The sequence below is a fragment of the Carnobacterium sp. 17-4 genome (assembly GCF_000195575.1).
Lineage (GTDB): Bacteria > Bacillota > Bacilli > Lactobacillales > Carnobacteriaceae > Carnobacterium_B.
The window spans coordinates 423,054-435,642 of the sequence record NC_015391.1 but is presented as its reverse complement, the minus strand read 5'-3'; the positions used below and the strand labels follow the sequence as shown (position 1 = coordinate 435,642).

11 protein-coding genes are annotated in these 12,589 nt (G+C 36.5%); all 11 read right to left on the bottom strand.

Annotated elements, in window-relative coordinates:
• Positions 1–7 precede the first annotated feature (7 nt).
• The 11 genes from CAR_RS02135 to CAR_RS02085 all read right to left on the bottom strand — a co-directional run bounded on the left by CAR_RS02135 (position 8) and on the right by CAR_RS02085 (position 12,482).
• Entirely contained in the window at positions 8–1,198 is a 1,191-nt protein-coding gene (locus tag CAR_RS02135) for an acetylornithine transaminase (protein WP_013710084.1), read from the bottom strand.
• Complete coding sequence (gene argB / locus CAR_RS02130; protein WP_013710083.1) at positions 1,191–1,994, bottom strand: acetylglutamate kinase; 804 nt, start codon at positions 1,992–1,994, stop codon at positions 1,191–1,193. Before argB ends, CAR_RS02135 begins: the two co-directional genes overlap by 8 nt.
• Positions 1,995–2,003: 9 nt before the next feature.
• Complete coding sequence (gene argJ, locus CAR_RS02125) at positions 2,004–3,239, bottom strand: bifunctional ornithine acetyltransferase/N-acetylglutamate synthase (protein WP_041556773.1); 1,236 nt, start codon at positions 3,237–3,239, stop codon at positions 2,004–2,006.
• Between the two features lie 22 nt (positions 3,240–3,261).
• Positions 3,262–4,296 (bottom strand): N-acetyl-gamma-glutamyl-phosphate reductase, encoded by a 1,035-nt coding sequence (gene argC / locus CAR_RS02120; protein WP_013710081.1) that lies wholly within the window; start codon positions 4,294–4,296, stop codon positions 3,262–3,264.
• Positions 4,297–4,497: 201 nt separating this feature from the next.
• Positions 4,498–5,280 (bottom strand): Cof-type HAD-IIB family hydrolase, encoded by a 783-nt coding sequence (locus tag CAR_RS02115; protein WP_013710080.1) that lies wholly within the window; start codon positions 5,278–5,280, stop codon positions 4,498–4,500.
• 37 nt (positions 5,281–5,317) lie between these two features.
• A complete protein-coding gene (locus tag CAR_RS02110) occupies positions 5,318–5,992 on the bottom strand; it encodes a histidine phosphatase family protein (protein WP_013710079.1) in 675 nt (224 codons plus the stop codon).
• Positions 5,993–6,117: 125 nt separating this feature from the next.
• Positions 6,118–8,112 (bottom strand): fructose-bisphosphatase class III, encoded by a 1,995-nt coding sequence (locus CAR_RS02105; protein WP_013710078.1) that lies wholly within the window; start codon positions 8,110–8,112, stop codon positions 6,118–6,120.
• A 175-nt stretch (positions 8,113–8,287) separates the two neighbouring features.
• Positions 8,288–8,761, bottom strand: a complete 474-nt coding sequence (locus tag CAR_RS02100; RefSeq protein WP_041556085.1) for a glutathione peroxidase — start codon at positions 8,759–8,761, stop codon at positions 8,288–8,290.
• 110 nt (positions 8,762–8,871) lie between these two features.
• Positions 8,872–9,330 (bottom strand): SsrA-binding protein SmpB, encoded by a 459-nt coding sequence (gene smpB / locus CAR_RS02095; protein WP_013710076.1) that lies wholly within the window; start codon positions 9,328–9,330, stop codon positions 8,872–8,874.
• 32 nt (positions 9,331–9,362) lie between these two features.
• A complete protein-coding gene (gene rnr, locus CAR_RS02090; RefSeq protein ID WP_013710075.1) occupies positions 9,363–11,726 on the bottom strand; it encodes a ribonuclease R in 2,364 nt (787 codons plus the stop codon).
• Positions 11,727–11,729: 3 nt separating this feature from the next.
• The gene (locus CAR_RS02085) at positions 11,730–12,482 is read right to left on the bottom strand and encodes an alpha/beta hydrolase (protein WP_013710074.1); all 753 of its coding nucleotides are present in this window, start codon (positions 12,480–12,482) and stop codon (positions 11,730–11,732) included.
• Positions 12,483–12,589: the final 107 nt, after the last annotated feature.

Below are 12,589 nucleotides of genomic sequence, written 5' to 3'. Positions count from 1 at the left end.
TTTCTCTTCACTTATTCTTTTGTATTGAAATGAGCACTTCTTCAAATTTTTGAAGAAACTCGTTTATTTCTTCAGTTGTAACGGTCAAAGGTGGCAAAACACGTAAGACTTGTGGACCTGCTGTTAACGTCAAAACATACTTTTCTTGCAATAAAGTTACGAGTTCTTTGGCTTCCATATCTACTTCAATTCCGATTAGAAAACCCATTCCTTTTACATTTTTTATCACATTAAACCGATTGGTTAAGTGTTCCAATTGTTCTTTAAAAGAAGTTGCTTTTTTCTGTACGTCTTTCATAAATCCCTGTTTGGTCATTTCGCTTAAGGTAGCTACTCCGGCTGCTGCTGCTAATGGGTTCCCTCCAAAAGTTGTGCCGTGGGTTCCTGGAGTAAAAGAATCTGCAACATATTTTTTGGCTAGCATTGCTCCAATCGGAAAGCCCGATCCCAAACCTTTTGCTAGGGTCATAACATCCGGCTCAATACCGTATTGTTCATAAGCAAATAACGTTCCCGTTCTTCCCATACCCGTTTGAACTTCATCAACCATTAAAAGAATGTCGTACGCTTGGCAGATATCTTGCAAAGAATGAAGCCACTCTTTATGTGCCGGATTGACTCCACCCTCGCCTTGAACAAGTTCCAACAAGACTGCAGCTGTTTTTCCGTTATGAATTTTCCCAAGGTCAGATTCTTCATTAAATTTTAAAGACCGTACACCTGGCATTAAAGGTTCATACCCCGTTTGAACTTTTTCTTGTCCGGTTACAGACAATGTGGCAAAAGTTCTTCCATGAAAGGAGTCTTTAAAGGAAACTATAGATGTGCGTTCTGAATGACCATGATCTTTTGCGTATTTACGAGCAATTTTTAACGCTGCTTCATTAGCTTCTGCTCCGCTATTGCAAAAAAAGACTTGATCAAATTGCGAATAATGAACGAGCTCTTCTGCTAATTGGGTTTGCAATGGAATCTCATATAAATTGGAACAGTGCCATAATGTATCTAATTGTTGGTGCAACTTTTGTGCTACTGAATCAGGAACGTGTCCTAAGTTGCATGTCGCAATACCCGATGTAAAGTCTAAGTACCTTTCATTTTTTTCATCCCATACATACGTTCCTTTTCCTTTAGTAATGGTGATTGGAAAACGCGCATAAGTTGACATAAGAACGGTCTGGTTTTCTTCTTTAGCCATATATTACTTCCTCCTTATAGACAAATCGTGTACCTACTTCATTTCCCTTTAGATAACTTGCAATGTCTTCTGGTTTCAGTCCATTCAAAATAACCGCTTGTTTCATATGAACAGAAAGACTTCCAATAGCAGAACGCACTTTAGGAATCATTCCATCAGTAATGATTTCTTCTTTGATTAATTGTTCTGCTTCTCCTTTTGTTAGTGAAGAGTGAATTTTCAAATAATCTTTTTTTTGTTCCATGACTCCAGAAACATTGCTGATAAAAGCTAGCTTTCCGCCTAACGCTTTTGCGATAGCTGCTGCTGCCATATCCCCATTGATATTGTAATGTTGACCTGTCTCATCCATTCCTATAGGTGAAATCACTGGAATAATATTATTTTCCAGTAAGTTCATTAGAAAAGCTGTATTGACATCAGTCACTTCTCCAACAAAACCGATTTCTTCAGTAGTTTGGATAGGTTTGACCTTTAGCAATCCATGATCAATGCCACTCATTCCAATAGCTTGTAGTTGTTGAATTTGGCAGTGAGTCACGATTTCATTGTTGATGGATCCGCTTAAAACCATTTCTACTACTGTTAAAACTTCTTTTGTGGTCACACGCAATCCATTGACAAATTTTGTAGGAATCGCTAATTTTTCCAATAACTCATTAATCATTGGACCTCCGCCATGAACAATCACCGGATAACATTTTTTCGTTTGTTGCAGTTGGGCAATCATTTGATAGAATGACTCTGGTAATTTATCTTGTATGCTTCCGCCGATTTTCATAATCAGTATATCCATTTTCTCACCTCATGTCCGATAGGATGAATTGATTCGAATGTAATCATAGGTTAGATCGCAGCCCCATGCTGTTGCTGAATGCTGATCTTGTTGTAAATCGATGGTCAACTTGACATCATCCTTCACTAACGTAAGCATAACGGCTTCTTCATCGAAAGGAACGCCGATCCCTTTCTCAACCACTACTGTATCGCCAATTAAAACTTTTACGTGTTCCGGTTCAATTTTTTGATTGCTATATCCTATTGCTGTGATAATTCTTCCCCAATTGGCATCTGAACCGTACATTGCTGTTTTTACTAAATTCGATGAAATAACTGATTTGGCCACAGCTTGAGCCACTTCGTCTGTTTTTGCTCCGATCACTTCTACTTCGATTAATTTGGTAGCACCTTCTCCGTCACGTGCGATTGATTTAGCTAGCGTTTTGCAAACGTATTGAAAGCCTTCCAAAAAAACTGCCCATTGTGGATGATCTTGAGTTAAAAGAGTGTTACCTTGTGTTCCATTGGCTAACGCGAGTACCATATCATTGGTACTCGAGTCTCCATCAACCGTAATCATATTAAACGTCTTATCAGTCGTTGCTTTCAATGCTTGCTCTAAGCTTTTGCTATCTACAATAGCATCTGTTGTAATAAAACCAAGCATCGTTGCCATATTAGGGTGGATCATACCCGAGCCTTTTGCAGCTCCTCCAATCGTAATGTGTTTCCCATCAATCTCAAATTCCACCGCAATATGCTTCGTTTCAATATCCGTTGTTAAAATAGCCCGTTCAAAATCAGATACATTTTGACAAAGCGGATCGTTTAGGTAGTGAATGCCAATTTTTATCGGTTCAAATGGTAGCGGAATGCCAATAATCCCAGTAGATGCAATGGCTACTAAATGCTCTTCAATGCCTTTTTCTTTCGCAACCAATTCCGCTGTTGCTTGAGCTTTTTTCATACCGTCTTCACCCGTACAAGAATTAGCATTTCCAGAATTCACTACTATTGTCTGGATTTTTCTTTCTGTATCTACATGCTGTTTGGTCAGCTTCAATGGGGCCGCTTGAAAACTATTCAAGGTGTAGACTCCTGCCGCAGTAGCAGGTACTTCTGAATGGATCCATCCAAAATCAAGAGCTGCTTTTCGTAAACCAGTATGCACACCTCCAGCTGTAAAACCTTTTGGAGACGTAACATGTCCATCCTCTACTATATGGATTTTTTGTGTAGGCTGCGTAATATCTATTACCATCATCATTTTTCTCCTCACTTTTTCAAGGGTATAAGGGACTATACTCTAGTCCTTCGTCAATCGGCCAGTTGTTCATCAAGTTCAAGTTTTGAATAGCTTGACCTGCTGCTCCTTTGACTAAATTATCTATCGCTACAACAACGATCAATTGTTCTGTTCGTTCATCGACATGAATGCCTATATCAACGTAATTGCTCCCAGTAACTTGTTTCGTTTGAGGCAATGATCCAAGTGGTTGAAGGCGAATAAAAGGATCATGTTCATAAAAGGATTGGTACAGCTCCCAAATGTCTTTTGACGTTACGGATTGGTTCAATGGAAGATACATTGTACACAAGAGGCCTCTGGTCATAGGTACTAAGTGGGTCGCTAAGGTCACTTTTATTTCTTCGCCCGCTTCTTTAGATAAGTAATGCTCAATCTCAGGTGTATGCTGATGCTTTCCAAACTTATAAGGAATGAGTGCTTCATTCATTTCTGAAAAATGAGTCATTCTTGAAAGTGTCCGTCCTGCGCCTGAAGTACCACTTTTGGCATCAATAACGATGCCCTTTTTGGTAATCCATTCCGTTTGGACAATAGGAATCAATCCTAATAAAGCAGCGGTTGAGTAACATCCTGGATTAGAAATGAAAGCAGCATTTTTTATTTCTTCTTTGTAAATTTCAGCTAATCCAAAAGTGGCTTTTTCTTGCACTTCACTTGCTGCAGCCTCTGCTCCATACCATTCTTCATAATCATTTTTTAATAATCTAAAATCTCCACTTAAATCAATGCATTGCAAAGACGTTTTTAAGACCTCCGGAATCAACGACTTACTAATACCAGACGGCGTTGCAAAAAATAATACATCTACTTCTTTTTCAAGATAAGGAAGATCATATTCAATCATAGGTTTTTCAATAATAGACTTCATATGAGGGTACATATCACTTAGCAATTCTTCATCATGAGAATGCGAAATCATTTCCGTAACGGTTACATGTGGGTGACGGTTTAATAAACGGATAAGTTCTAATGCGCTATATCCCGTTGCACCAACAATAGCTGCTTTCATCAATTCTTAACCTTCTTTCATGTAATTTTAATTATTCTTATTATAACAAAACGAATTATTTATGCAACTAAAAAGAGTAAATTAATTATTTTATACAATTATTAATTGTTTAATGTATAAAAAATGCATAATACGATTAATTAATACAAAAAAAGAGACGTTAGGAAAAATCCTAATGCCTCTTTTTAAAGCTTTATCAGCTTATTTAATTAAGTCGTAAAACTCTAATCCTTCAATAATTCCGCCTTCAACGTGACTAGACGTTATATAATCCGCAGTATTTTTTAACACATCAATACCATTTGCCATGGCTACACCGTAATCAGCATGACCTACCATCTCTAAATCATTTGGACCGTCTCCAAATGCATAAGTTGGAATATCATCAAATTGCATTAATTTGACCAATTCTTGAATACCAGTAGCTTTTGAATTGCCTTTTGTGATCACATCGATGCTGAATGGTGTATTTCTGTAGAAGGACAACTCAGGAAATTTTTCTCTAAATTGATCATCAATAGACGTATCAGTCGTTAAAATCAAGGCCATTAAGACTTCTTCATTTAAATGAATAGCAGCATCGACAGCCGGTGCTTTTGCATGAAGAAAGTTATAGGCGCGCTCGACTTCTTGGGAAGTAGACGTAACCCGAATTTTATCACTTGTATAGAAAGAAACGGCTAGATCTAAATCGTCAGCCGCTTCTTTTAAGCGAATTAATAACTCTTTAGGCATTTGACTGCGATAGATTTCTTTGCCTTCATACATAATGTATTGACCGTTAAGCGTAATAAACGATTCAATAGGCGTCGTGTCTAATACATGTTGAATTTCAAGAGGACTTCTTCCAGTGGCGATAAATGGAACTCCCCCATTTTCTTTCAGTTTTTCTAAAGCATGAGTGACTTCTTGGTCTACTTCAGATTTACTATTTAAAAGTGTCCCATCTAAATCGAAAAAAACTAATGCTTTTGGCAATACCATATTGATCTCCTTTTTGTAAAAAACTTTCAACTTACTATTACAACTCTATAAAATGCCCAACTTCATTGTAGGCTTCCAAATGGTATCTCCCATTGTAATATTTTACAACTGAGACACTTGCATTCAATAATGGTTGTGGATTTTCAAGTTCAGGAACCAGATTATTCAGCAAGTAGCGAATGGTGTTTCCGTGAGCCACAATCATGACTTTATCTCCGGTATCACGATGTTTGTCCACTAGTTTCATCAATCCTTGTTCTACTCTTAGCCAAAACGTTAAAAAGTCTTCAGCATCGTGGTAAGGATCAGCTTTTTTAAAGGCATTCATTTGTTCAGGAATAGACGTTTCAGCCCACATCTCAGCAACACTTGAATAACCCATTTCTTCATTCACTTTTCCCCAAGTTTCATCCACATCGCTACCTTCGAATGATCCGAAGAAAACTTCACGAAATTCTGGCATCGATTTCAGTGTCATATCTTTGCCTTTTTTATTTTCTTCTAATATGATTGTCGCTGTTTCAATCGTACGACTTAAATCACTTGTATAAGCGGCATCAAATTCAACATCTGCTAAACCTCTTCCACTGCTGCGAACATCTTCGCGTCCTTTTGGCGTTAACGGAGTGTTAGACCACCCTTGCATTCTTTTGTAATGATTAAAGTAAGTTTGGCCGTGACGTACAAAATAAAAAGTGCAGCCTTCTTCCATAAAAAATCTCCTCCAGTACAGTAGTTGTGTTTATTCTTTTAGTGTCTACCTCATTGTACCAAAAAAACGAGCCATAATATAAATATCCGTTTAATTTTAAGTAAACATTGTATTAAAAACCTTTATTACTTAAGAATGGTGTAATTCTGTTTTGGCTTTTCAATGATATCTCCATTACGATAAGCTTCTAATAATTCTTTCAAATCACTAACTTGCTTAGTCAGTTCTTTACCCACATCGGTTTCTCGAACCTTTTTACGGTCTAATTCTCGGTCAATCACTCTTCTGGTAGACATGATGTCTATTTCATTTTCAATCGCGTCATTTACAGAAGTGAACGGTTGATGAGAAACTAAAACCATTCCATAGGAGTTGTACAACAAGGTATACCCTGCTAACCCAGTTGTCCCTTGATACGCTTTAGAAAATCCGCCATCAATGACAATGATCCGGCCATTCGCCTTTATAGGATCCTCTCCGCGTTTTTCTTTCACGGGGGTGTGTCCATTAATGATATGCCCTTTAAGAGGATCTAATCCAAACTCACTTAAAATCTTTTCGCATGTTTTTTCATCATTGCGCATAGCATAATAAGCATTTTTCTTTTCTTCATGAGTAACTTTATCCGCAACGTAATACCGTTCGAATGTCGTCATTTGATCTTTTCCAAAAAGTGAAGATACTGGACCGGTCCATAAATACCAAATGTAGTCTAAATACTTGTCATTGTCTTTATGGCCTTTATTTAAATACCCTTTTCGTAGTACTTCCTCAAACTTGTCCAATAATTTTTTTCCAGCGTATTGCTCCCCTTGGATTTCCATTCCCATAAACTCACCGGTTTCCGTCAGAGGCATACAGCCATGGAACAATAAATTATCATTATACGTGAGGTACATATTGCCTTTGCTGTACAAATAAGAAATATGATGCTGCAGGCGCCCACAATTTTTAAATGCTGTGATTAATTTTTCAACAACAAACTCTTCTTCTAAAGTTAATTTATAAGGATCAGCTGGATCAATCGTTGGAAAATTGGTATTTAATAACGGGTAATCTTTTCCTTTGATTGAAATTGTCCCATTTTCATAATCAATTCCGTTTAACACTAATCGGTGGTCTAATTGAAACTCAGGATGTCTGTTAATGATTTCACCCTCAAGTTTAAACTGAATCACTGAAATAGCTTGATGCATTTTGGTGATTTGGCGAATTTCATCTTCAAAATAATCTTCTTTATTTGAATCCACTTTAGGATAAAAACAACTTTTTAGGTCTTCTGGATACGTCATTTCCGCAAAAGTAAGCAATTGACGTAACGAAATGCCGTAAGCGTCTTCAATAATTTCTAAATTATCATAGCGAGCACTGATGCGCAGGACATTTGCAATACAAACCGCTGAACCACTTGCTGCTCCCATCCACAAGATATCATGGTTTCCCCATTGTACATCCACCGAATGATGTTCCATTAGTGTATCAATAATTTTATCAGGGTAAGGACCTCTGTCATAAATATCCCCAACAACATGCAATTGATCCACTACAAGCCTTTGGATCAGATAGGATATAGCTGTAATAAAATCAGTTCCTCTATCCAATGAAATGATGCTGCCAATAATTTCACTGTAGTAATCTTCTTTATTTGTATAGCCATCTCCATCTTTTGATAACAGCTCTTCAATAATATACGCAAATTCATTTGGCAAAGCCTTTCGGACTTTTGACCTGGTGTACTTTGAAGCTACAAAAACACATAATTCTATTAATCTAGACAGTGTAATCCTATACCATTCATGTACTTCTTCTTGATTTTCAAAATCATTACAGACCAATCGAATTTTATTTTCAGGATAATAAATTAATGTTGCTAAGCTGTTCATTTCTCTTTGGCTTAAGCGATTATGAAAAATTTCTCTTATCTTTTCTTTTACATTACCTGATCCATTTCTAAGCACATGTTGAAAAGACTCGTATTCTCCATGAACATCGCTAACAAAATGTTCCGTACCTTTAGGTAAATTCATAATAGCTTCCAGATTGATGATTTCAGTAGTTGTATCCCCAATCGTTGGGTATTCTTTAGCTAATAAATTCAAATATTTTTTAGTTGTGTTCATGTTTTCTCACCCCTTTATAATCTATACCAAATCAGTATACCATGTTTCTTATTTATTCTTTCCTTCTTAATGTACTAAAAAAACTCTCCTATTTACAAGAGAGTATTCATTATTCAAAATGTTCCTACTAAAAAAAGGTCCCAAGACTGCTTGTCTGAGACCTTTCTTAACACCTTTAACTATTTGTTACTGCTTCAGCTATATCCGTTTCCATTTTTTCAGGTACCTTTGTTGAACCAAATCGTTTAATGATTTCACCATCTCGACCAATTAGAAATTTTGTGAAATTCCATTTGATTTTTTTGTTCCCTGTCTCTGATGTAAGATAGTGGTAAAGTGGATCTGCATTTTTCCCATTCACCAATATTTTTTCATGAAACTGAAAAGAAACACCATAATTTTTTTGACAAAAACTTGCGATTTCTTCACCTTCACGAGGTTCTTGATTCATAAACTGATTAGAAGGGAAACCTAGTATAACTAGTCCTTGTTCTTTATACGTTTGATACAATTTTTCTAAACCTTCTAATTGAGGAGCCAAACCACATTCTGTAGCTGTATTCACAATTAGTAAAACTTTTCCTTTGTATTCTGATAGCGAAACTTCTTCCCCACCAATTTCAGTAACCGTATAATCGTAAACAGACATTGTTAGTCCTTCTTTCACATTCAATTTTTAAATCTTACATTTCTTATATTTACTTTACATCACTTACTTTATCAAAGTCAATAATAACGAATAGGCAAATTTAACCGTATTTATCTTGATCTTAATGCACGATCCAATTCACGTTTTTGGTCTTTTCGTTTTAAATCTTCACGTTTGTCGTATTTTTTCTTCCCTTTTGCTAAGCCGATCAATACTTTTGCGTACCCATCTTTTAGGTAGACCTTTAAAGGAATCAGCGTATTTCCGCTAGATTTTGTTTCCCCCAATAAATTCGTGATCTGTTTTTTGTGCATCAACAATTTTCTTGTTCTTAAAGGATCATGATTAAATTGATTTCCTTGTTCATAAGGACTGATATGAACATTGTGCAAATAAATTTCACCATTTTGTATTTTAGCGTATCCGTCTTTTAGATTGATTCGACCTGCTCTAATAGATTTGATCTCTGTTCCTTGCAATACTATTCCAGCTTCTACTGTATCTAATATTGAAAAATCATAGCTCGCTTTTCTATTTTGTGCAAGTACTTTACCTGAACCTTTTGGCATCTATGATCGCCTCCTAACTCATTAAAAACCTTTTATTTTTTCTTAGGTTTTTTATTTTTAGCTACCTCTTTATAAAAAGGTTTGCTTTTCTTTTTGCTTGTTTCTTTTTCTTTAGGTTTATAAGATGAAAATTTCTCTTTTGAACCACTTTCTTTTCCACGAGTTTGACTATTCCCTCTACCTCTACCTTTTGTTGAACGTTTAGGTCCATCATATTTAGGTGCATTCGGATCTGGAACCAGTTCAAAATCGATTTCACGTGTTTCAGGATCAGCTTTGGTTATTTTCACTTTTACTTTTTGTCCAATACGGTAAACGACCCCAGTACGTTCTCCAACGAGCATCATTTGCTCCTCGATATAATTAAAGTAGTCGTCTTTCATATTTGAAATATGGACCAGACCTTCAACTGTATTCGGCAATTCAACAAACAAACCAAATTTCAACACCGAACCAATGATTCCTTCATAAATTTCGCCAACTTTATCAGCCATAAATTCAGTTTTCTTCAATGCATCCGTTTCTCTTTCAGCATCGACCGCACGACGTTCCGCTTTTGATGTCTGCTCAGCAATATCCGGTAAACGATTTTCCCATTTCGCTTTTTGAGCAGATCCTGTTCCTTTTTCACCATATGAACGAATCAAACGGTGTAAGATCAAGTCAGGGTAACGACGAATTGGAGACGTGAAGTGTGAATAGAATTCTGCTCCAAGACCAAAGTGACCTAATGGTTCTACATCATATTTTGCTTGCTTCATGCTTCGTAACATCATCGTTGAAACAACTTGTTCTTCTGGCTTACCTTTAACACTATTAACGACTGTTTGTAATGTCTTAGGAGAAACATCTTGGCTAGTACCTTTAACGGTAATACCGAATGCTGTAACAAATTCCATGAATTTTTGCATACGATCGCTATCCGGTTGTTCATGGATACGGTAAATTAACGGAACTTCCATTTTAGAAAAATGCTCAGATACCGTTTCGTTCGCTGCCAACATGAATGATTCAATCAAGCGTTCACCAACACCGCGTTCTCTTAAAACAATATCTAAAGGCTTGCCTTCAGGGTCAACAATAATTTTAGCTTCTTTTGTATCAAAGTCAATCGCTCCACGAGATTTGCGTTTTTTCTCAAGTGTGTGATGCAGATTTTCCATTAATTCAAACATATCTACTAAGCTACTATATTTTTCACGTGTTTCTGGATTCTTATCCGTTAATATTTCGTTTACTTCAGTATAAGTCATCCGTTCAGTTGTCCGTATCACACTCTGGAAAATATCTTGTCCGACAATTTCTCCATCTGGTGTCAGTTCCATCAAACAGCTCATCGTTAGACGGTCTACATGAGGGTTTAACGAACAGATTCCATTAGATAAACGTTGAGGAATCATTGGAATAACTCGATCGGTTAAGTATACACTGGTTCCTCTTTCAAATGCATCTTTGTCTAAAGGGCTATCTTCTGTTACATAATAGGAAACATCTGCTATATGAACGCCAAGTTGATAATTTCCATTATCTAATAATTTCAAGCCTACAGCATCATCTAAGTCTTTTGCATCTTCTCCATCGATTGTCACAAGGACTTCATTTCTTAAATCACGACGTCCTTCAAAATCAGATTCTTTAATACTGTCCGGTACTTCATCTGCTTGTTGTATAGCCTCTGGCGAAAATTCAGTTGGGATACCATGTTTGTATACGATTGTTAAAATGTCGATCCCTGGATCATTTATGTGCCCTACAACTTTTTTAACAATCCCCTGCATACTTCTTGGAAACTCATCATCTGGATACAACGTTATTTCTACGACAACAATAGAACCGTCAACCGGTTTGATCCCTTCTGATTCAATAAAGACACGAATGTCTGTAATTTTTTTATCTTGAGGATCGATGTAACCATATAAACCAGTTTCTTCAATTCCTTCTTCACTGTACGCATAAAATTCCCCAACTAATTGAGTAAATTTACGTTCAATAATAGCATTTATCTTTCCTTCAGCACCTTTATCTGACCAAGGTTCTGCAGGTTTGATAATGTCTACCGTTACTTTATCTCCATCTAATGCATAATTGGTCATATTAGGTGGGATATAAATATCTTTTTCCTCATCTTCGATTGCAACAAATCCAAAACCTCGATCGCTTGCTCTGAAAGTACCGGTTAAAATAGGATCATTACTTGGTAACTTAAAGTGCCCTTTTTTGTTTAAAAAGAGTTTACCTTCTCGCTCCATTTCAGCTAATGAACTGACAAGGACTTTAAAATCGGCTGCACTAGTCAAACCCATTCCCTCACTGATATCACTAACTTGAAACGAAACTTTCTTATGTTCATCCATAAAAACTAAAATCGCTTCTTGTAACGCTTTTTTGTCGTTCATTTTTTATCCTCCATTCCAATCTAACTGTTTTAAAAAGTTGCTAACATCTTCTTGCAAGGCTTTTCTATCTACACCTACCGTTACCGCATGTTTACTGTTTTCATACCAATGAAAATCAACTACGGGAGCTTGTGTTAATGCTTCTTTAAATGCGACAGCAACTTGTGGATCAATCATTTCATCTTGACCAGCTTGTGCAATAAAAAAGGGATGTGTAATCTCACTATAATGAGCCTTCATTGATTTTGTTAGTTCACTTATTTCGTTTAATTGGTTATCTAATTTTAGTTCTACTTCTGGCATGCGGTTATCTATATCTGTCTCAGAATAACCTGCTTTCTTTTTCAGTATACGCACAAAAGTTAAAAATTCTTCTCTCACGTTATTGCCTTTATGAAAATCAATCACTGGTGAGCAAAACGTGCCACCAGCTATTACTGGTTCTTTATCGACTACCATTTTAGTCGCTATGATTCCGCCTAAAGACAGACCAAATACCACAATTTCTTCGTAGCCCTTTTTTTGTAAAAAACGGATGGCTTCTTTTGCATCTTCTATCCAATCGTTTGGTGAGGCATCTAAAATATCCTCTGGTTCCATTGTGCCATGTCCTTTGAATAACGGCGCATAAACGGTATAATTTTCTTTCTCCAACGCTCTTCCCAACATCCGTACATCATTAGGTGTACTAGAGTAGGCATGCATCAAAATGACGGCTTGAGGCCCCTTTTCAAAAAAAAATGATTTTATTGCCATGGGTATTCTCCTTCTTCTCTTTTCCTGTAAGTCTTCATTCTACTATTTTACTGTATAATTACCTTTTTTCATACTCAAACACTATGAATGGTTATGAAGAGTATCTC